The 20,414-nt window shown below is 72.2% G+C and carries 14 protein-coding genes; 10 read left to right on the top strand and 4 right to left on the bottom strand.

Annotation, left to right across the window (positions count from 1 at the left end; translation table 11 throughout):
• Nucleotides 1-107 precede the first annotated feature (107 nt).
• Nucleotides 108-965, top strand: coding sequence for a hypothetical protein (locus ACH4KB_RS36450; protein ID WP_398071149.1), 858 nt, complete (start codon nucleotides 108-110; stop codon nucleotides 963-965).
• A gap of 40 nt (nucleotides 966-1,005) precedes the next feature.
• On the opposite strand, the gene ACH4KB_RS36445 is transcribed toward ACH4KB_RS36450, so the two are convergent.
• A complete protein-coding gene (locus tag ACH4KB_RS36445) occupies nucleotides 1,006-3,000 on the bottom strand; it encodes a hypothetical protein (RefSeq protein WP_398071173.1) in 1,995 nt (664 codons plus the stop codon).
• Nucleotides 3,001-3,210: 210 nt separating this feature from the next.
• Here ACH4KB_RS36445 and radA point away from each other — a divergent pair, with 210 nt between their 5' ends.
• Entirely contained in the window at nucleotides 3,211-4,623 is a 1,413-nt protein-coding gene (gene radA, locus ACH4KB_RS36440; RefSeq protein WP_398071148.1) for a DNA repair protein RadA, read from the top strand.
• 79 nt (nucleotides 4,624-4,702) lie between these two features.
• Nucleotides 4,703-5,827: a DNA integrity scanning diadenylate cyclase DisA gene (gene disA, locus ACH4KB_RS36435; protein WP_007456913.1), complete on the top strand. Its 1,125-nt coding sequence runs from the start codon at nucleotides 4,703-4,705 to the stop codon at nucleotides 5,825-5,827.
• Between the two features lie 551 nt (nucleotides 5,828-6,378).
• On the opposite strand, the gene ACH4KB_RS36430 is transcribed toward disA, so the two are convergent.
• Nucleotides 6,379-7,137, bottom strand: coding sequence for a hypothetical protein (locus ACH4KB_RS36430; RefSeq protein ID WP_398071171.1), 759 nt, complete (start codon nucleotides 7,135-7,137; stop codon nucleotides 6,379-6,381).
• 292 nt (nucleotides 7,138-7,429) lie between these two features.
• Between ACH4KB_RS36430 and ACH4KB_RS36425 the strand changes: the two genes are divergently transcribed.
• From ACH4KB_RS36425 to cseC, 5 genes are all read left to right on the top strand, one after another.
• Nucleotides 7,430-8,335, top strand: a complete 906-nt coding sequence (locus tag ACH4KB_RS36425) for an A/G-specific adenine glycosylase (RefSeq protein WP_398071147.1) — start codon at nucleotides 7,430-7,432, stop codon at nucleotides 8,333-8,335.
• Nucleotides 8,336-8,541: 206 nt separating this feature from the next.
• On the top strand, nucleotides 8,542-9,213 hold the full coding sequence (locus ACH4KB_RS36420; RefSeq protein WP_398071145.1) for a SigE family RNA polymerase sigma factor: 672 nt from the start codon (nucleotides 8,542-8,544) through the stop codon (nucleotides 9,211-9,213).
• 233 nt (nucleotides 9,214-9,446) lie between these two features.
• A complete protein-coding gene (locus ACH4KB_RS36415; RefSeq protein ID WP_398071169.1) occupies nucleotides 9,447-10,133 on the top strand; it encodes a hypothetical protein in 687 nt (228 codons plus the stop codon).
• A gap of 64 nt (nucleotides 10,134-10,197) precedes the next feature.
• The gene (cseB, locus tag ACH4KB_RS36410) at nucleotides 10,198-10,911 is read left to right on the top strand and encodes a two-component system response regulator CseB (RefSeq protein ID WP_359622135.1); all 714 of its coding nucleotides are present in this window, start codon (nucleotides 10,198-10,200) and stop codon (nucleotides 10,909-10,911) included.
• Nucleotides 10,912-11,002: 91 nt separating this feature from the next.
• Nucleotides 11,003-12,340 carry a two-component system sensor histidine kinase CseC gene (gene cseC, locus ACH4KB_RS36405; RefSeq protein ID WP_398071143.1) on the top strand — a complete coding sequence of 446 codons (1,338 nt, stop codon included), beginning with the start codon at nucleotides 11,003-11,005 and terminating at the stop codon, nucleotides 12,338-12,340.
• Nucleotides 12,341-12,635: 295 nt separating this feature from the next.
• Here cseC and ACH4KB_RS36400 read toward each other — a convergent pair whose 3' ends face one another.
• A complete protein-coding gene (locus tag ACH4KB_RS36400) occupies nucleotides 12,636-13,337 on the bottom strand; it encodes a M23 family metallopeptidase (RefSeq protein ID WP_398071141.1) in 702 nt (233 codons plus the stop codon).
• Between the two features lie 456 nt (nucleotides 13,338-13,793).
• Here ACH4KB_RS36400 and ACH4KB_RS36395 point away from each other — a divergent pair, with 456 nt between their 5' ends.
• Nucleotides 13,794-14,195 (top strand): trypco2 family protein, encoded by a 402-nt coding sequence (locus ACH4KB_RS36395; protein WP_398071140.1) that lies wholly within the window; start codon nucleotides 13,794-13,796, stop codon nucleotides 14,193-14,195.
• Nucleotides 14,192-17,452 (top strand): NACHT domain-containing protein, encoded by a 3,261-nt coding sequence (locus ACH4KB_RS36390; RefSeq protein WP_398071138.1) that lies wholly within the window; start codon nucleotides 14,192-14,194, stop codon nucleotides 17,450-17,452. The genes ACH4KB_RS36395 and ACH4KB_RS36390 overlap by 4 nt, the downstream gene beginning before the upstream one ends.
• A gap of 106 nt (nucleotides 17,453-17,558) precedes the next feature.
• On the opposite strand, the gene ACH4KB_RS36385 is transcribed toward ACH4KB_RS36390, so the two are convergent.
• Nucleotides 17,559-20,087, bottom strand: a complete 2,529-nt coding sequence (locus tag ACH4KB_RS36385; protein WP_007456892.1) for an ATP-dependent Clp protease ATP-binding subunit — start codon at nucleotides 20,085-20,087, stop codon at nucleotides 17,559-17,561.
• Between the last annotated feature and the right edge of the window lie 327 nt (nucleotides 20,088-20,414).

The raw sequence follows: 20,414 nt of genomic DNA, 5'->3' as shown, positions 1-20,414 counted from the left end.
GGATTGAGGCATGGCGGAGCCATGGTGATTGACGACAACGCGGCAGATGCGCGCTCCCAGCCCCGCGACGCCGCCCCCCATGCGCCGGTCGGACTTACGCTGTCCGCGTGCCAAAGACGAAAAAGGCTAAGCAGGACAAAGCCACGAAGAAGCAGAAGTCGAACAAGCAGGCAGCACAGCCGGGGGCGAGCGGACCGGCCCCGTCCGACGAGAAGGGCATCGACTTCGCGCGGGCCTGGGTGGAATTCCCCGACCCGGCCGACGACGAACAGGTCTTCCGCTGCGATCTGACCTGGCTGACCTCCCGGTGGACCTGCATCTTCGGCAGCGGCTGCCAGGGCATCCAGGCGGGCCGCGCGGACGACGGCTGCTGCACGCTGGGCGCGCACTTCTCCGACGAGGACGACGAGAAGCGGGTCGCGGGGCACGTGGCCCGGCTCACTCCCGAGCTGTGGCAGTTCCACGACGTCGGTGCGGAGACGGGATGGGTCGGCGTCGACGAGGACGGCGAACGCCAGACGCGCCGCTGGGAGGGCTCCTGCATCTTCCAGAACCGGCCCGGCTTTCCCGCCGGGGCGGGCTGCTCGCTGCACATCCTGGCCCTGCGGGAGGGCAAGGAGCCCCTGGAGACCAAGCCGGACGTGTGCTGGCAGCTGCCGGTGCGGCGGACGTACGACTGGATCGACCGGCCCGACGACACGCGGGTGCTCCAGGTGACGATCGGTGAGTACGACCGCCGGGGCTGGGGCCCGGGCGGTCACGACCTGCACTGGTGGTGCACCTCGGCCACCTCTGCGCACGGGGCCGGTGACCCGGTGTACGTGTCCTACCGCCCGGAGCTGATCGAGCTGATGGGCAAGGAGGGGTACGACCGGCTGGTCGAGCTCTGCGAGGAGCGGCTGTCGTCGCTGCTGCCGATGGCCCCGCACCCGGCGGACCCGCTCCCGGCGCCGAAGAAGCGCTGAGTCCGAGGCCGGCCGGCCCTCGGCCCGCCGGGCCCGGGGCTCAGCCCGCCGCGTTTGGCGCTCGGCCCGCCGGGTCCGGCGCGGAGGGGCCGGGGTCGGTCGCGGCCGGGTCCGTGGGGCTCGGGTCGCTCGGGTCGGTGGGGTCGGTGGGATCAGTGGGGTCCGGTGTCGGTTCGGGCGGGTCGGTCGGGTCCGGCGGGTCCGTGGGGTCCGGCGGCCCGGTGGGGTCGGTCGGGCCCGGCCCGGGGTCGGTGGGGCCGGGGTCGGTCGGAGCTGGATCGGTCGGGCCGGGGTCGGTCGGGCCGGGGTCCGTGGTGCCCGGGTCCGTGGGCCGGGGTGAGCCCGTTCCCGGGCGCGTGGGGCGCGGGCCGCCCGTCGTCGGGGCCGTCGCCCCGTGACCGTCGATGAGCACGGCGGAACCCGAGGGCGTCAGCGAGATCCGGGCCCGCCACGGTCCGCCCGGCTGCGCGTCCTGGATCACGGAGACCGCGATCGTGGTGCTCTGCCCGGCCGGGAGCGCGCCGGACGTACGGCTGAGGCGCAGCCACGGGGCGTCCGTCACCGCCGACCAGCTGACCGGCCCACGGCCGGAGGCGGTCAGCGTGAGCGTCGTGACGGTCCCGGAGGTCCGGGCCGTCACCGTGAGCCGGGCGTCGCCGTGCCGCACGCCGCCGGTGCTGACGACCTCGGCGGTGACATCCGGGACGCGGGCGCCGAAGCGGTTGCCGGGGCGGCCGTCGCCGGTGTGGTCGGTGGCGCTGTAGGAGTCGCCGCTCGTACCGCCGACGCCGTCGGCCTCCGTGGCGGTGACCGAGGTCCCGTCGTGGCCCTCACCGGTCTGGGGCGCCCCCCGGTACGCGGCCCACAGGGCGATCACGGGGGCGGCGACCACGGTCGCGACGACCGTGGTCGTCACGACCCGGGCGCGCAGCCGGTCCCGGCGGGCGGCCTGGTCCTTGGGGTCGAGCGGATACCCGGCCCGGTCGAAGCGCGGGCCGGCGGCGCGGGAGCGCTGGGCCTGGGCCATCGCGACGTACACGGAGGGGCGGGGGGCCTCGACGACGGGCAGGGCGGCGACCGGGGCGAGGGCCGCTCCGGGCCAGGGCCCCGCGGCATCGGCGCGCTCGGCGGCACGGCGGCAGCGGGGGCAGTCGTCGACGTGCCGGACGAGCTCGCGGCGCAGGGTGGCGGAGAGCAGCACCCGGTGGTCGCCGGTGATCCGGGCGACGGTGGGGCAGCCGCCGGTCTCGACGACCGCGAGGGCCGCGCGGGTGCGCTCCACCTCGCAGGCCGCGCCGGACAGCAGCTCCCGGGCGGTGGCCGGCTCCAGACCGAGCACGGTGGCGACGGCGCGCGGGGCGAGCCCGTGGCGCACGGCCAGTTCGAGGGCTTCGCGCTGCTCCGGAGTGGTGCCCGCGGCCTCGGGCCAGGCGAGTGTGGCGAGCTCCCGGCGGCGGGCCTCGGCGGCCGGCGACTCGGAAGGGGCGGGCGCGGTGGCGTCCTCGGGGGTGGCGGGCAAGGTGTGCTCCGGCGTGCGCCGGGCGGTGTGCGCCCCCGGGTGCCAGGGCGGCGCGGAGGTCGTGGATCCCTTCCGAGTGGCGGAGCCCTTCCGCGTACCGGAGCCCTTCGGCGTATCGGAGCTCTGCCGGGTGGCGGAGGTCTTGCGCGTGGCGGAGGCCTTGGCCGTGCGGAGCGGCTTGGCCGTCCCGGAGGGGCGGCGGTGGGCCTGCCGGCCGCGTCCGCGCTCGGTGAGGGTGCGCAGGCACATCCACCGGGCCAGCGCGTACAGCCAGGATTTACGTTCCTCCTCGGCCATGGGGCCCCGGGCGTCCTGCCGGTCCGCGACCGACAGGGCGGCGCCGAGCGCTTCGGTGGCCGCGTCGTGGTCGCAGAGCACGGAGAGGCAGTAGGTGAAGAGTCCGTCGAGATACGGCTCGTAACGTGCGGGCGGTCGCTGTGCCGGGGCTTGGGTCGCTCGGCGGTGCGCCCGGTGTGCGCCGGTGGTGTGCGTCGGGGTCTCCAGCCTGCTGCTCATCACCCGGCGACCGTAGGCAAAGGAGCACATGTCCCAAGTGCCCCTGGAGCACATTTAATCCTTACGGGTGAACGTATCCCTCGAAAGAGGACAGGGGCCACGCATTCCGCCCGTAGTGCTCCGGCGCGCTTCCGTGCGCCCTGCGCGCGGAGGTGCCCCGCACGCCGCCGCCCTGGAGGCGTTGTCGTACCCCACCTATACGGTGGCGCCATGGCTGCCCGTACGAAATCCGCGAAGGACCGGCCGTCCTACCGCTGTACCGAATGCGGCTGGACCACCGCCAAATGGCTCGGCCGTTGCCCCGAGTGCCAGGCGTGGGGGACGGTCGAGGAGTTCGGCGGCGCCCCCGCCGTGCGTACCACCGCGGCCGGCCGGGTCTCCACGGCGGCCGTGCCGATCGGCCAGGTCGACAGCCGGCAGGCCACCGCCCGTTCGACCGGCGTCGGTGAGCTGGACCGGGTGCTCGGCGGCGGACTCGTGCCGGGCGCCGTCGTGCTGCTGGCGGGCGAGCCTGGCGTCGGCAAGTCGACGCTGCTGCTGGACGTGGCGGCCAAGGCGGCGAGCGAGGACCACCGCACGCTCTATGTGACCGCCGAGGAGTCCGCGAGCCAGGTCCGGATGCGGGCCGACCGGATCCGTGCGATCAACGACCACCTCTACCTCGCGGCGGAGACCGACCTCTCCGCGGTGCTCGGCCATCTGGACGCGGTGAAGCCCTCGCTGCTCGTCCTGGACTCGGTGCAGACGGTCGCCTCGCCCGAGATCGACGGCGCGCCCGGCGGGATGGCCCAGGTCCGGGAGGTCGCCGGGGCGCTGATCCGGGCCTCCAAGGAGCGCGGGATGGCCACGCTGCTCGTCGGCCACGTCACGAAGGACGGCGCGATCGCCGGGCCCCGGCTGCTGGAGCACCTGGTGGACGTGGTGCTGTCCTTCGAGGGCGACCGGCACGCCCGGCTGCGGCTGGTGCGCGGCGTCAAGAACCGTTACGGGGCGACCGACGAGGTCGGCTGCTTCGAGCTGCACGACGAGGGCATCACCGGTCTCGCCGACCCCTCGGGCCTCTTCCTGACCCGCCGCGACGTGGCGGTGCCGGGCACCTGTCTGACGGTGACCCTGGAGGGCAAGCGGCCCCTGGTCGCCGAGGTGCAGGCGCTCACCGTCGACTCGCAGATCCCCTCGCCCCGGCGCACCACCTCGGGTCTGGAGACCTCCCGGGTCTCGATGATGCTGGCCGTGCTGGAGCAGCGCGGCCGGATCAGCGCGCTCGGCAAGCGGGACATCTACAGCGCGACGGTGGGCGGCGTGAAGCTCACCGAGCCGGCCGCGGACCTGGCGATCGCGCTCGCGCTGGCCAGCGCGGCCAGCGACACCCCGCTCCCGAAGAACCTGGTCGCGATCGGTGAGGTGGGGCTCGCGGGCGAGGTCAGGAGGGTCACCGGGGTGCAGCGGAGGCTGGCCGAGGCACACCGTCTGGGCTTCACCCACGCGCTCGTTCCGACCGACCCGGGAAGAGTCCCCGCCGGTATGAAGGTCACCGAAGTCGCCGACATGGGCGATGCTCTGCGGGTCCTCCCGCGCCGGTCTCGTCAGGAGGCACCACAGGAGGAGAGCGCGCGCCGGTAGACTTTGCCCTGGTCTCGCCCGCCCGTGGACACGGCATGGGGGACGCAAGGGCACCGCAACCTGTGACCGGAGGAGTGCAGTGGCAGCCAACGACCGGGCGACGACGCCCGGAAAGTCCGGCCAAGGCACCGGTAACGAGGCGCTGATGCGCGCCTCGTTGAGCGCGGTCGCGCCCGGAATGGCCCTGCGGGACGGCCTGGAGCGCATTCTCCGCGGCAATACCGGTGGGCTGATCGTGCTGGGCATGGACAAGACCGTCGAGTCGATGTGCACCGGCGGATTCGTGCTGGACGTGGAGTTCACGGCGACGCGCCTGCGCGAGCTGTGCAAGCTCGACGGGGCGCTGATCCTCGACAAGGACATGACCAAGATCCTGCGGGCCGGCGTGCAGCTGGTCCCGGACGCCTCGATCCACACGGAGGAGACGGGCACCCGTCACCGCACGGCGGACCGGGTCTCCAAGGCGTGCGGCTTCCCCGTCGTCTCGGTCTCCCAGTCGATGCGCCTGATCGCGCTGTACGTGGACGGGGAGCGGCGGGTCCTGGAGGAGTCCTCCGCCATCCTGTCCCGGGCCAATCAGGCGCTCGCCACGCTGGAGCGGTACAAACTGCGCCTCGACGAGGTGGCGGGCACGCTGTCCGCGCTGGAGATCGAGGACCTGGTCACCGTCCGGGACGTGACGGCGGTGGCGCAGCGGCTGGAGATGGTGCGGCGGATCGCGACGGAGATCGCGGAGTACGTGGTCGAGCTCGGCACCGACGGGCGTCTGCTCTCCCTCCAGCTGGACGAGCTGATCGCCGGGGTGGAGCCGGAGCGGGAGCTGGTCGTCCGGGATTACGTCCCCGAGCCGACGGCGAAGCGGTCGCGCACGGTGGCCGAGGCGCTGACCGAACTGGACGCGCTGAGCCACACGGAGCTGCTGGAGCTGGCGGTGGTGGCGCGGGCGCTGGGCTACAGCGGCTCGCCCGAGACGCTGGACTCGGCGGTGTCCCCGCGGGGTTTCCGGCTGCTGGCGAAGGTGCCGCGGCTGCCGGGGGCGATCATCGAGCGGCTGGTGGAGCACTTCGGCGGTCTGCAGAAGCTGCTGGCGGCGAGCGTGGACGACCTCCAGACCGTGGACGGCGTCGGCGAGGCGCGGGCGCGCAGCGTGCGGGAGGGGCTTTCGCGGCTGGCGGAGTCGTCGATCCTGGAGCGGTACGTCTGAGATCGGCCGCGGTTGAGGGCGTCCTGGTGGCGCCCTCTTCTGCGTGCCGCCCGGCGCTGTCGTGCCGACGGTTCGCTCCAGGACGGAACCCCGGCCGCCGCCGGCCCGTGCGGCGCTTGAGGTCGTCGCCCCTGGGCCACAACCAGCCCGCGCCCGGCGCTTGAGGACGAGCCCGGGCCGCAACCAGCCCGCGCCCGGCGCTTGAGGACGGAACCCCCCGGCCACAACCAGCCCGTCCGGCGCTTGAGGACGGAACCCCGGGCCTGGGCGGGCGGTGCTCATACGGGCTCGCGCCGCCCCATGGGTTCTTCGCTCGTCCGCGTGGACGGTTCCGTCCTCAAACGCCGGACAGGCTGGGTTTGCCTGGCTCGCCCGGCCCCAGAGACGCCTCGCGCGCCCATCCGCACGGTTCCGTCCTCAAACGCCGGACAGGCTGGGTTGCCAGCGGGGTCCCGTCCTCAAACGCCGCACGGACTGGGTTGCCGGCGGGGTTCCGTCCTCGAACGCCGCACGGACTGGGTTGCCGGACAGGCTGGGATCGGGCCCGCCGGTCAGTCCTTCGCGAGGACGAAAGACGCTCGCTGGACCGGTTCGCCGGGGGTCTTCGCCTCCAGGAGGTACGTCCCCGGGCCGGCCTTGCCGGCCGGCGGGGTCGCACAGCCGGGGGCGGACAGCGTGCGGTTCCAGTCGACCGTGTGGATCACCGTCGCGCCCGCCGGAACCCTCAGGAACAGCGGACCGGCCACGGCGGGGCAGTCCTTCGAGGACCAGATCGGATCGTCGTCCTCGCCGCCGGCCTCGGTCACCGTGAGGACCGCGCTCTTCGGCCCGAGGTCGGCCTTGCACACGGCCGACGAGGTGTTCTTGGCGATCAGTTCGAACTTCGGCTTGTCGTCGGGGCCGTAACTGACCTTCGTCCGCACGCTCAACCGCACCGCGTCGGGCTTGCACTCGGGGAGCGGGGAGCCGGCCGGGACCTGCTGGCCGGCCGTGCCGCCGCCCGCACCCGAACCGCCCGCTCCCGAACCAGCCGTGTCCGCACCGCCCGTTGACGCCCCGTCGGACGAAGCCCCGTCGCCCGCGCCGCCGGAGGACGCGCCCGCGCCACCGTCGGAGCCGCCCGGCCCGCCCGAGCCCCCGGAGCCGCCGTCCTCATCCGACTCGTCGCGGCCGCCCGGCTGTTGGCTGATCGCGGGGCCCGAGCGCGACGGCCCGGGAGTGATCGACTCGACCGGATCGGAGCCGCCGGACTTGCCGTCGTTCCGGTTCCCCCCACCGCCTCCGGACGTCACGCCCCAGGCGATCAACACGGCGAGCAGCGCAACCAGAAGTCCCGCTACCGCCCTTCGTCGCCAGTAGATGCTGGAGGGAAGCGGACCGACCGGATTGCGCATAGATCCCACGTCCCGAACTCTACGAGAGATCCGGGCCCGCTCAGGCCCCACCCGCCGCTCCGGCGGCAAGTTTTGCCGATCATCATCACGGGGATCCGGTCACAGGGGACAGAACGGGTGGCGTTGTCACCCCCTGGGCCGCCGCGTGGGCCGACACTCCCCTGCCCGTGACCGCCGCTCCCTCTTCCGTGCCAGGATCGTCCGTGCGATGACTGCCATGACTTCGACACAGACGCCCCCCGCCGCCTCCCTCCACGCACCCGTCATCGGGTGGTTCGAGCAGCATGCCCGCGATCTTCCCTGGCGCCGCCCCGAAGCGGGCGCCTGGTCGGTGATGGTCAGCGAGTTCATGCTGCAGCAGACCCCGGTGAGCCGGGTCCTCCCGGTGTACGAACAGTGGCTCGCCCGCTGGCCCCGCCCCGCCGACCTGGCCGCCGAGGCGCCCGGGGAGGCGGTCCGCGCCTGGGGCCGGCTCGGCTATCCGCGTCGTGCGCTGCGCCTGCACGGGGCCGCGCAGGCGATAACGGAACGGCACGGCGGCGATGTGCCGAGCGAGCACGCCCAGCTGCTGGCGCTGCCCGGGATCGGCGAGTACACGGCGGCGGCCGTGGCCTCGTTCGCGTACGGACAGCGGCACGCGGTGCTCGACACGAACGTCCGCCGGGTGTTCGCCCGCGCCGCGTCCGGGGTCCAGTACCCGCCGAACGCGACCACGGCCGCCGAGCGCAAGCTCGCGCGGGCGCTGCTGCCCGAGGAGGACGAGCGGGCGGCGCGCTGGGCGGCGGCCACGATGGAGCTGGGCGCCCTCGTGTGCACCGCGCGCAACGAGGACTGCGACCGGTGCCCGATCGCCTCGCGGTGCGCCTGGCGGCTGGCCGGGAAGCCCGCGCACCAGGGTCCGCCGCGCAAGGGCCAGACGTACGCCGGCACCGACCGTCAGGTGCGCGGGCGGCTGCTGGCGGTGTTGCGGGACTCGGTGAGCCCCGTGGCCCAGGCCACGCTGGACGCGGTGTGGGAGGAGCCGGTGCAGCGGGCCCGTGCGCTGGACGGGCTGGTGGCCGACGGACTGGTCGAGCCGCTGGCCGACGGGCGGTACCGGCTGCCGCTGACCTGACCCCCCGGCGCATGGCCCCGGTCCGGGGGGAACGTCCTCTCCCGCGCTGTTACACAACCGATGGGCAGCCGTGCACCGGCCTACGGCTGCTCCGCACATCGCCGTGACAACGCCTCCGTAGCGTCTCCGACAGCAGGCCGGCCGGACCGCGGAACACCCGCGGCCCGGCGGTGACACGGGGATGTTCGGGGACGGAGGCGGTTGTCATGGCGCAGGGCGAGGTGCTCGCGTTCGAGGACTACGTACGCACACGGCAGGATGCGCTGCTGCGCAGCGCGCGCCGTCTGGTTCCCGACCCTGTGGACGCCCAGGACCTGTTGCAGACCGCCCTGGTGCGCACCTACGGCCGCTGGGACGGCATCGCCGACAAGTCGCTGGCCGACGCCTATCTGCGCCGCGTCATGATCAACACCCGTACGGAGTGGTGGCGGGCGCGCAAGCTCGAAGAGGTGCCGACCGAGCAGCTGCCCGACGCGAGTGTCGACGACGGCAGCGAGCAGCGCGCCGACCGCGCCCTCCTGATGGACATTCTGGGCATTCTGGCTCCCAAGCAGCGCAGCGTCGTCGTACTGCGACACTGGGAGCAGATGAGCACGGAGGAGACGGCCGCGGCGCTCGGCATGTCGGCCGGTACGGTCAAGAGCACGCTGCACCGGGCCCTGGCACGACTGCGCCAGGAGCTGGAAAGCCGCGATCTGGTCAGCCGCGAGGCGGTCGCCCGGGAGGCCGGGGGCCACCGGAGCGCGGTGCCGGTCGCCTCCGCCCGTGTCCCCGCCCAGCGGTCGCCCGTCACGACGGTGCCGGGGGCGAGGGCACACACACCGGCGCAGCGCAACGGGCGTCACGACGAGCGGGGGATGGAGCGGTGCGCGGCCTGAGTGGCAGCAGCGGCAGCGGGGGTGGCTTCGGGGGCGGCTTCGGGGACGACTCCTTGGGCAGCGTTTCCGGGAGTGGCCCTGCGTCGAGTGATTCCTCCTCGAGCAACTCCTCCCTGAGTGGCTCCTCCTCGACCAGATCCTCCCCGAGTGGTTCGTCCGTGAGCGTTTCCGGGAGCTCGGACGACGGCGACGATCCGGGGAGATCGCGCCGGAGCCGGGGGTTCCGCAGCGGTATGGCGGCGAGTGGCACGGCCTTGGCCGGACTCGTCGCCTTCGGCCTGTTCGGCGTCGGCTGCTCCACGGGCGGCACCGGCACCCGGGACGAGGGCCCCGCCGGCAGTCAGCCGGTCGCCCAGATCACCCCCCGGGCCAGCCCTTCCGGCACGACCCCGCCCGTCAGGCGGGTCGACGCCGTGCGGCTGCTCAAGGCCGACCCCAAGGTGGGCGAGCAGGTCAGGGACGGGCTCAAGCCCTGCGCGGGCAAGGCCTATCCGGTCGACACCTCCTACGGGTCGATGACGGGCGGCCGGGTCGCCGACGTGGTGGTCAACGTGATGAGCTGCGCCGACTCGGTGGGCGTCGGAACGTATGTGTACCGGGCGGACGGCGACGGCTCGTACAAGAACGTCTTCGCGGCCGAGGTCCCCGCCGTCTACGGGACGATCGACCGGGGCGACCTGGTGGTGACGACCCAGGTCTACGGGTCGAAGGATCCGCTGGCGTACCCGTCCGGCTCGGAGGTCGTCACCTACCGTTGGGCGAGCGACCGCTTCACCGAGCACGACCGGGTGCACAACGACTTCAGCCGTGCCGTCGAGGGCACGGACGGCGATCTGCCGGTGCAGTCGGAGCCGGTGGAACCGGTGGAGCCGGTGGAACCTGTTCCGTCGGAGGCGCCGGTGGAGCCGGGCAGGAATTGAGACCGGGCGGAAGCGAAGTCGTGCCGGTGCAACCGGGCGGGAACGGAAAGCGAGAAGCAGCCCCATGGCCGAGACCCACGTCCTCTTCGTCGAGGACGACGACGTGATCCGCGAGGCCACCCAGCTCGCCCTGGAGCGGGTGGGCTTCACGGTCACCGCGATGCCCGACGGGCTCTCCGGTCTGGAGGCGTTCCGCGCCGACCGGCCGGACATCGCCCTGCTCGACGTGATGGTGCCGGGTCTTGACGGGGTGAGCCTGTGCCGCCGCATCCGGGACGAGTCGACCGTCCCGGTGATCATGCTCTCCGCGCGGGCCGACTCGATCGACGTGGTGCTGGGGCTGGAGGCCGGGGCGGACGACTACGTCACCAAGCCCTTCGACGGAGCGGTCCTGGTGGCCCGCATCCGGGCGGTGCTGCGCCGCTTCGGCCACGCGGCCGGGCCGGACGGGCTGGGCCAGGGCGGTGCGGAGGCGGACGCCGAGACGTTCGGCGGAGTGCTGGTCTTCGGCGATCTGGAGGTCGACACGGACGGCATGGAGGTGCGGCGCGCCGGTGAGCAGGTGGCGCTGACGCCCACCGAGATGCGGCTGCTGCTGGAGTTCTCGTCCGCGCCGGGCACGGTCCTGTCCCGCGACAAGCTCCTGGAGCGAGTCTGGGACTACGGCTGGGGCGGGGACACCCGGGTCGTGGACGTCCACGTCCAGCGGCTGCGCACCAAGATCGGCCAGGACCGGATCGATACGGTCCGCGGCTTCGGCTACAAGCTGCGCGGATGAAGCGGCCGGTGGGGATGGAGCCGCCAGCGCGGAGGAAACGGCCCGAGAGGACGAAGCTCCCCGCGACGACGGAGCGGCCGGTGGGGCGCGCATGAAGCGACTGGCCCTGCGGACCGGAGTCCGCTGGAAGATCAGCATCGCCATCGCGGCGGTGGGCGCGCTCGTCGCGGTGGCGCTGAGCCTCGTGGTGCACAACGCGGCCCGCGTGTCGATGATCGAGAACGCCCGCGAGGTGCAGCTGGAGCGGCTGCTGGGCGCCCAGCGGTTCTACGAGGCGACGAACATGCAGAAGGGCGGGCCGAAGTTCGGGGCGAAGCTCAACGACCCGAGGATCCCGCCGAGCCTGCGCGACGAGGTCCGCAAGAACCGCCGGGCCACCCATGTGACGCAGGGCTCCGACGGGGTCCCCGAGGTCTGGGCGGCGGTACCGCTGGCGGGCGGGGACGTGCTCTCGCTGCACTCCCGGTTCGCGGACCGATCCGCCACGATCATGGACGACCTGGACCGGGCCCTGATCATCGGCTCGGTCTCGGTGGTCTTCGGCGGCTGTGCGCTCGGGGTCCTCATCGGCGGCCAGCTGTCGCGCCGGCTGCGCAAGGCGGCGGCAGCGGCGGGCCGGGTGGCCCAGGGGCAGACGGACGTACGGGTCAGGGAGGCCGTCGGCGGGGTCGTCCGCGACGAGACCGACGAGCTGGCGCGGGCGGTCGACGCGCTGACCGACGCGCTGAACGAGCGCATCGAGGCGGAGCGCCGGGTCACCGCGGACATCGCCCATGAGCTGCGTACCCCGGTGACCGGGCTGCTCACGGCGGCCGAGCTGCTGCCGCCGGGCCGCCCCACCGAGCTGGTACGGGACCGGGCGCAGGCGATGCGGACGCTGGTCGAGGACGTGCTGGAGGTGGCCCGCCTGGACAGCGCCTCGGAGCGGGCGGAGCTCCAGGAGCTGCCGCTCGGCGAGTTCGTCAGCCGCCGGATAGGGCTGCTGAGCCCGGAGGTGACCGTGCGGGTGGTGCACGAGTCGTGGGTGTCCACCGATCCGCGCCGGCTGGAGCGCATTCTCGGCAATCTGCTGGGGAACGCCGCGAAGCACGGCTCGACCCCGGTGGAGGTCACGGTCGAGGGCCGGGTGGTCCGGGTCCGCGACCACGGCCCGGGTTTCCCGGAGGAGCTGCTGCGGGACGGGCCGAGCCGGTTCCGTACCGGAAGCATGGACCGGGCCGGGCACGGGCACGGTCTCGGCCTGACGATCGCGTCGGGCCAGGCGAGGGTGCTGGGGGCCCGGCTGACCTTTCGCAACGCGGCGCCCTCGGGCGCGGCCAAGGGCACGGGCGGGGCGATCGCGGTGCTGTGGCTGCCGGAGCACGCGCCGACGGTGACCGGGAGCTTCCCGGTGCTGCGGATGGCGGACCAGCGGCCGGCGTCGGACTGAGCCGGACGCACGGTGGACGGCGGCGGCGGACGGCGGCGTCGAACAGCCTGGTGGACGGCGCGGTGGACGGCGCCATCGAACAGCGTGGTGAACGGCGCGGTGGAACGCCGACGGCGACCCCGAGGAGTGAGCCGTTTGGCTGTCCTCGACGTCGCCGTCGGACGGGTGACCCGGGCGCACGCCCCGGGTACCGGGGTGTAACGGGTCCACTGACTCTTTTCGGTTGTGCTGCGCGTCCGCCGGGCACCGGGCACCGGGCTCCGGGGCGTGGGGTCGCGCGGTTACGCCGGCCGGATCAGATGGAGACGTGCACCGAGCGGAGGAACGCGGCCGGGTTCAGCGCCGAGCCGTAGTTCGGGCTGGTGCGGATCTCGAAGTGCAGGTGCGGGCCGCTGGAGTTTCCGGTGTTGCCGGACAGGGCGATCTTCTCGCCCGTCTTCACGGTCTCGCCGACCTTCACGTTGACCTGCGACAGGTGCGCGTACTGCGAGTACTTGCCGTTGGAGTGCTTGATCACGACGGCGTTGCCGTACGCGGGGCCGTCGCCGGCGCCGTTCGGGCCGGCCTTCACGACGGTGCCCTTGTGGACGGCCGTGACCGTGGTGCCGATCGGCACGGCGAAGTCCTGGCCGGAGTGCTTGGAGGCCCAGCGGGCGCCGCCGGTGCCGTAGCTGGCGCTCAGCGTGTACTTCTTGACCGGGGTCTTCCAGGAGGCGGCGTTCTTCTTCGCGGCCTTCTTCTTGTCCTCGGCCTTCTTCTTCGCGTCGGAGACCTTCTTCGCGGCCGCCTCGGCGGCCTTGCCCTGGGCGGTCGCCTGCGCGGCGACGGAGTTGGCGGTCGTGCCCGCGGCCAGGGGAGCCGCGGCGGCCTCGCCGCCGGAGGCGAACGCCGTTCCGGCACCCAGCACCACGGACGCTCCCAGGCCGGCGGCCAGGACGGCGCCACGGACGCGGAAGGCGGACGGGCGGATGGTGTGCTGGTTCGTTGCGCGCTTCATACGAGGAAGTCCTCCGAAGGTGAGTGGACCCGGCGTGCTGTCCGGGCTTGCTCCACCTTGGTAACCCGCACCCCCGCCGGTGCTCAAACACCCCATCTACGATGAAAAGCCGTAGAGGGGGCTGGGGGAATTCGTCGCACTTGCCCCTTTAAGGGAAGGGCGCGCGGCCACGACATCCTTCACGCGGAAGACGTTTAAGGCCTGTTCCAGGGGGCTTTTTCCGGACATCGTGCCGCGAAAGTGCTGTATCGCCCAGAACCTCGGAAGGGCCCGTCGACACCGGGCCGAAGGTCCCGCCACCGTTCACGCCCCTTTCTCCTAGTCCGGGTAGTAGACCTGTTTCGGGCTGTGCGCCTTGTCACCACCGGTGGGACCTAGGTCCTTCCGATTCGGGACCTTCGGCCTGCTACTTCACTACGCTGACGGGAAAGCGGCACCACGCCCCGGGGGGACCCCATGACGGCCGAGAACACCCACGTACCGGAGACCCACGTACCGGACAGCCACGCGCTGGACGGCCACGCACTGGACGGCATCGAGCTCGCCGACGCCGTCGCGTCCATCCGCAACCAGCTCATCGACGCGGCGACCCGGGCCACGGACCACCCGGTCTCCTTCGCCGTCGGCGACATCCAGATGGAGTTCACCCTCGAACTGCGCCGGGAGGCCAGGGCGGGCGGCAAGGTGAAGGCGTGGGTGGTCGAGGCGGGCGCGGACGCCGCACGCACCACGGGCCGCACGCACAAGGTGGCCTTCACCCTGACCCCGCGCAACGCCGCGACGGGCGAGGCCTGGGAGATCGGGACCGAGGACGACGGGTCGACGGCGGGGTTCGGTGACGGGGCCTCCCGTACATGAGCCCGCCCGTCGTCCACCCCGCCGACCGTACGGTGGTCGTCACCGCGATCCAGCAGGGCAGCGGCGTCCTGCTCACCGACCGGCTGGTCCTCACCTGCGCCCACGTGGTCAAGTCCGGGTCCGTGTTCATCGCCCATCCCGCCCTGACGGCCCGGGTGCGGGCGACCGTCGCCTGGATCGACTACCGGCTGGACGTGGCGCTGCTGGAGGCCGTCGAGCCCGTACGCGACGTTCCGCCCGTACGCCTCGGCGTGGTCGACACGCGCCAGGCGATACCCGGCTGCGAGATCACCGGCTTCCCGCGCGTCCAGCGCTACAGCCGGGACGGGCGGCTGGAGGCGGACCAGTACACGGCGACGGTCCTGCCCCTGGCGGGCCGGGTCCGCGACCTGCTGGTCTGCGATCTCGACGGCCCGCCCCCCGCGGACCCGGACGACGCGGACTCCGCGCTGTCCGGGCTCTCGGGCGGCCCGGTCTTCATGGGCGACGTGCTGCTGGGCGTCGCCCGGCAGGTCCCGCGCCGACGCCACGGCCGCCGGGTCGAGTGCGTCCCGCTCGCGCCGGTCCTGGCGGCGCAGCCCTTCCGCCTCGTCTACCAGCGGACCGGGACCGACCCGCGCCACGAACGGGTGCACGGCAGCTTCCCGCGAGATCTCCGGTACGAGGCGGAGTACGCCCAGGCGCTCGGCGTCGCGTACCGCCGTACGAAGATCTTCGGCCTGGACGAGCTGAGCCGGCACGACTCCGAGTGGGACCTGGACACCGCCTATCTCAGCCTGGAGGCCCTGGCGCAGCCCCCGTCGGCCCGCGCCACGGGCCCCACCCGGTCGCTTCCCCAGCGCATCGACGCCCTCCTCACCGGCCGCCCCCGGGTCCTGTTGCGCGGGGAGGCGGGCGCGGGCAAGACAACCCTGCTGTGGTGGCTCGCCTCGCACGCGTCGGCCCGGACCCTGGTCGACGCGCTGGCCCCGCTGAACGGCCTGATCCCCTTCGTGGTGCCCCTGCGCACGCTGCGCGCCCGCGGCGGTACGTTCCCGAGCCCGGCGGAGCTGTCGGGGGCGGCGGGCCTGGTGATCGATGCGGCCCCGGACGGCTGGGCGGGCCGGGCCCTGGAGTCCGGGCGGGCCCTGCTGCTGGTGGACGGCTTGGACGAGGTGCCGCCCGAGGACCGTGAACAGGCGCACACCTGGCTCGCGCAGCTCCTGGCCCGCTACCCGGAGACCCGCTGCGTCGCGACCGTACGGCCGCTCGCCGTCGAGCCGGACTGGCTGCGGTCCGAGGGGTTCGAGGAGCTGCGGCTGCTGCCGATGCGGAACGAGGACATCCAGACCTTCGTGTCCTCCTGGCACTGGGCCGCCCGGCTGTCCGAGCAGGACGACCACGAACGGCTCGACGAACTCGAACGGGATCTCTCCCGCCAGTTCGAACTGAACCCCACGTTGCGCGACCTGGCCCGCACACCGCTGCTCTGCGCGGTGATCTGCGCCCTGCACCGCCGCCGCGACGGCTTCCTCCCGGAGACCCGTTGGCAGCTGTACCGCTCGGCGCTGGAAATGCTCCTCGGCAACCGCGACCGACGTCGGCGGATCGGGGCCCCCGAGGGCATCGACCTGGAGCTGGAGGAGCACACCCAGCTCCTCCAGCGCGTCGCCGTCTGGCTGGTCCGCGAGGGCCAGTCGGAGTGCACCCGCGAACAGGCCCTGCGCCAACTCGCCCGGGGTCTCGCGGGGATGGAGCGGGTGAGCGCGCAGGGGCCGCCCGAGAAGATCCTCACGCACCTCCTCAACCGCAGCGGCCTCCTCCAGGAACACGGGGACGACATCTACCAGTTCGTCCACCGCACGTTCCAGGACTATCTGGCCGCGAAGGAGCTCATCGAGGACGACCATCTGGGGGAGCTGCTGCGGCACGCGGACGAGGAACCCTGGCAGGACGTGGTCCTGCTGGCGGCCGGTCACTGTGGCCGGCGCGAACTCGCCGTACTGGTGGGCGGGTTGCTCGACGTGGGCGAGGCGCACGCGGAGGGGTCGGCCCAGCGCACCACCCTGCATGTCCTCGCCGCTCTGTGCGCGCAGCACGCGGCCTGGCTGGACGGACCGGTACGGGAACGGGTCCGGCACACCGTGCAGGCGCTGTTCCCGCCCGCAGACGACGACCAGGTGCACGCGCTCGCCCGGCTCGGCGAATCGGCGCTGGACTTTTTGCCCCCGCCCGGGAGCCTGGCGGCCGACGGCCCGCACGCCCGGCATGTGGTGCAGTTGCTCGGCAGGATCGGCGGCAGCGCGGCCATCCCGCACGCCCGGGAATGGTCGGCCGCCCATCCGTCCGCGGTGAGCCGCCTGGCGACGAACTGGTCAGCCTTCCCGCCGGAGGAGTTCGCCGCCGATGTGCTGGCCCACTACGACCTGGCCGCGCACTTCGTGCTGGCCCAGCGGGCGCAACTGGGCGCCCTGCGCCACCTTCCGTCCCTGAGGCACCTCGTCATCTCCGGCGAACTGCCGCAGGACGAGCTCCGCGCGGCACTCGCGGAACTCCGGCTGGAGGTTCTCTACCTCCATATGAACCCGCACGTCACCGACCTCTCCGCACTCGGCGCGCAGGCGGGCACGCTTCAACAGCTGGGACTGGACACCTGCCCCGCGGTGCAGAGCCTCGCGCCCCTGGCCACGCTGAGATTCCTCGTCGCGCTGAGCGTGGACATGATGAGCCGACCCGCCGATTTCCTGGCCCCGGTCACCGGTATTCCGGCGCTGAACTACCTGGAGATCAGCCGCCTCGCGTCGGGTCAGGTCAGCCGGATCCCCGTCCATCCCGGGGTGCGGCACCTGAAAGTGAGCAGCGACCGCCCGGTGGCTTTGGACAGCCTCGCCGACTGGGACTCCCTTCGGGATCTCCAGGTCTCCCGGGCCGTCTCGCTCGATGACGCGGTGGACGCGGTGCGGCGGCACGGCCGGATCACGCGGCTCAGGCTCGGCTCCACCTCCTGGAAAGGACTGGTCTCCGACGACCGGCCGGTCCCCTCGCTCAGGGAGCTGACCATCACGGCCCCGCAGAACCCCGCGAACCTGACCCTGCCCGGCCTGCTCTTCCCCGGGCTCACCCATCTGACCCTGACCGCACGCCGCTCGGACCCCGAGCTCGATCTGACGCCCCTGCTCGCCTCACCCGATCTCCAGGTGACGGTTCGCAGGGGCCACACCCCGCTGCTCCTCGGGTGGGAGCAGCTGGGCGACCGGCTCAGGGTCCTCACCTACTGACCCGGGCCTGGCCGCCGAGAGGAAAAGGGGCTGCCCCGGACCGGTACGGATACCGGTTCCGGGGCAGCCCCTTCACACACGCTCGGGCTCACGCCCTAGGCGCGCGTCACGCGTCCTTCGTGAGGTTCGGGCCGGCGCCGCCTGCCGCCTGCTCGATCGGCGGGACGTCGGGCAGAGCCGACTTCTCCTCGCCGCGGAAGGTGAACGTCTTGTCGTCACCCTCGCCCTCGGTGCCCACGACCACGATGTGACCGGGACGCAGCTCACCGAAGAGGATCTTCTCGGAGAGGATGTCCTCGATCTGCCGCTGGATCGTCCGGCGCAGCGGCCGGGCGCCCATCACGGGGTCGTAGCCCTTCTTCGCGAGCAGCATCTTGGCCTCGCCGCTGAGCTCGATGCCCATGTCGCGGTCCTTGAGGCGCTCGTCGACCTTGGCGAGCATGAGGTCGACGATCTGGATGATGTCTTCCTCGGTCAGCTGGTGGAAGACGACCGTGTCGTCGACACGGTTGAGGAATTCCGGCCGGAAGTGCTGCTTGAGCTCTTCGTTGACCTTGGTCTTCATCCGCTCGTAGTTCGTCTTGACGTCGCCCTGGGCGGCGAATCCCAGGTTGAAGCCCTTCGAGATGTCCCGGGTCCCGAGGTTGGTCGTCATGATGATGACCGTGTTCTTGAAGTCCACGACCCGACCCTGGGAGTCGGTCAGGCGACCGTCCTCCAGAATCTGGAGCAGGGAATTGAAGATATCGGGGTGGGCCTTCTCGACCTCGTCGAAGAGGACGACGGAGAACGGCTTGCGGCGCACCTTCTCGGTGAGCTGCCCGCCCTCCTCGTAGCCCACGTAGCCGGGGGGCGAACCGAAGAGACGGGAAACCGTGTGCTTCTCGCTGAACTCCGACATGTCGAGGGAGATCAGCGCGTCCTCGTCGCCGAAGAGGAATTCGGCGAGCGTCTTGGAGAGCTCGGTCTTACCGACACCGGACGGGCCGGCGAAGATGAACGAGCCACCGGGGCGCTTCGGGTCCTTCAGACCGGCTCGCGTACGGCGGATCGCCTGCGAAAGGGCCTTGATGGCGTCCTTCTGCCCGATGACGCGCTTGTGGAGCTCGTCCTCCATGCGCAGCAGACGGGAGGACTCCTCCTCCGTCAGCTTGAAGACCGGGATTCCGGTGGCCGTGGCCAGGACTTCGGCGATGAGCTCGCCGTCGACCTCGGCGACGACGTCCATGTCGCCGGCCTTCCACTCCTTCTCGCGCTTGGCCTTCGCCGCCAGCAGCTGCTTCTCCTTGTCGCGGAGGGAAGCCGCCTTCTCGAAGTCCTGGGAGTCGATGGCCGACTCCTTGTCGCGGCGGACGCCCGCGATCTTCTCGTCGAACTCGCGGAGGTCCGGCGGCGCGGTCATCCGGCGGATGCGCATGCGGGAGCCGGCCTCGTCGATCAGGTCGATCGCCTTGTCCGGCAGGAAGCGGTCCGAGATGTACCGGTCGGCCAGGGTCGCGGCCTGGACCAGCGCCTCGTCCGTGATGGAGACCCGGTGGTGGGCCTCGTAACGGTCGCGCAGGCCCTTGAGGATCTCGATGGTGTGCGGCAGCGACGGCTCCGCGACCTGGATGGGCTGGAAGCGGCGCTCCAGAGCGGCGTCCTTCTCCAGGTGCTTGCGGTACTCGTCGAGCGTGGTGGCGCCGATGGTCTGGAGCTCACCGCGCGCCAGCATGGGCTTCAGGATCGAAGCCGCGTCGATGGCGCCTTCCGCGGCACCCGCACCGACCAGCGTGTGGAGCTCGTCGATGAACAGGATGATGTCACCGCGGGTGCGGATCTCCTTGAGGACCTTCTTCAGGCGCTCCTCGAAGTCACCCCGGTACCGGGAGCCGGCGACCAGGGCGCCGAGGTCCAGGGTGTAGAGGTGCTTGTCCTTGAGGGTCTCGGGCACCTCGCCCTTGACGATCGCCTGGGCCAGGCCCTCGACGACCGCCGTCTTGCCGACGCCGGGCTCGCCGATGAGGACCGGGTTGTTCTTGGTCCGGCGGGACAGCACCTGCATGACCCGCTCGATCTCCTTCTCGCGCCCGATGACCGGGTCGAGCTTGGACTCACGAGCGGCCTGGGTGAGATTCCGGCCGAACTGGTCGAGCACCAGGGACGTGGAGGGCGTGCCCTCGGCGGGACCGCCTGCGGTGGCCGCCTCCTTGCCGCCCGAATACCCGGAAAGCAGCTGGATGACCTGCTGCCGGACCCGGTTCAGGTCGGCGCCCAGCTTCACGAGGACCTGGGCGGCGACGCCCTCGCCCTCGCGGATCAGGCCGAGCAGGATGTGCTCGGTGCCGATGTAGTTGTGGCCCAGCTGAAGTGCCTCGCGGAGCGACAGCTCCAGGACCTTCTTGGCTCGCGGGGTGAAGGGGATGTGCCCGGAAGGAGCCTGCTGCCCCTGCCCGATGATCTCCTCCACCTGCTGGCGGACCGCCTCGAGCGAAATCCCGAGGCTCTCCAGGGCCTTAGCGGCGACACCCTCACCCTCATGGATCAGGCCCAGGAGGATGTGCTCGGTGCCGATGTAGTTGTGGTTGAGCATCCGGGCTTCTTCCTGAGCCAGGACGACAACCCGCCGCGCGCGGTCGGTGAACCTCTCGAACATCGTTAATCGCTCCTCAGAGCGGTCGGTCAGTGAGGGGTCGGTCCCCTCCCAGTCCTTCCGCATGCTAGTCCCGCAGGACGGGACAGCTCATTCCAACTGCCGACATCCGTCCGGATCACCCCGCGCCTGGCGGGGATTCTTACTGCCGAACAGCTGACAACTGCTCCAACCCGATGGTGCGAGACGATGTTCCCGCAGGCCAGGCAGATACCCCTTTCGCCAGTACGCCGATGGCGAACGTGAGACGCCTCGGCCAGCGTGTCGCCCCTTCCCACTAGGAAAGTCTTACCCGCAATCACTGACAGTCCATGCGGCGCGCCCCGGTTC

The organism is Streptomyces sp. NPDC017520 (genome assembly GCF_044329855.1).
GTDB lineage: Bacteria > Actinomycetota > Actinomycetes > Streptomycetales > Streptomycetaceae > Streptomyces.
Note: the sequence above shows the minus strand (reverse complement) of the source record. Positions and strands in the feature narration are given on the sequence as shown.

Excerpts from the sequence above, each read along its gene's own strand:
- ACH4KB_RS36385 (WP_007456892.1), bottom strand. The coding sequence starts at position 20,087 with ATGTTCGAGAGGTTCACCGACCGCGCGCGGCGGGTTGTCGTCCTGGCT.
- cseB (WP_359622135.1), top strand. The coding sequence starts at position 10,198 with ATGGCCGAGACCCACGTCCTCTTCGTCGAGGACGACGACGTGATCCGC.
- ACH4KB_RS36400 (WP_398071141.1), bottom strand. The coding sequence starts at position 13,337 with ATGAAGCGCGCAACGAACCAGCACACCATCCGCCCGTCCGCCTTCCGC.
- ACH4KB_RS36395 (WP_398071140.1), top strand. The coding sequence starts at position 13,794 with ATGACGGCCGAGAACACCCACGTACCGGAGACCCACGTACCGGACAGC.
- ACH4KB_RS36420 (WP_398071145.1), top strand. The coding sequence starts at position 8,542 with ATGGCGCAGGGCGAGGTGCTCGCGTTCGAGGACTACGTACGCACACGG.
- ACH4KB_RS36425 (WP_398071147.1), top strand. The coding sequence starts at position 7,430 with ATGACTGCCATGACTTCGACACAGACGCCCCCCGCCGCCTCCCTCCAC.
- radA (WP_398071148.1), top strand. The coding sequence starts at position 3,211 with ATGGCTGCCCGTACGAAATCCGCGAAGGACCGGCCGTCCTACCGCTGT.
- ACH4KB_RS36415 (WP_398071169.1), top strand. The coding sequence starts at position 9,447 with ATGGCGGCGAGTGGCACGGCCTTGGCCGGACTCGTCGCCTTCGGCCTG.
- ACH4KB_RS36390 (WP_398071138.1), top strand. The coding sequence starts at position 14,192 with ATGAGCCCGCCCGTCGTCCACCCCGCCGACCGTACGGTGGTCGTCACC.
- cseC (WP_398071143.1), top strand. The coding sequence starts at position 11,003 with ATGAAGCGACTGGCCCTGCGGACCGGAGTCCGCTGGAAGATCAGCATC.
- ACH4KB_RS36445 (WP_398071173.1), bottom strand. The coding sequence starts at position 3,000 with ATGAGCAGCAGGCTGGAGACCCCGACGCACACCACCGGCGCACACCGG.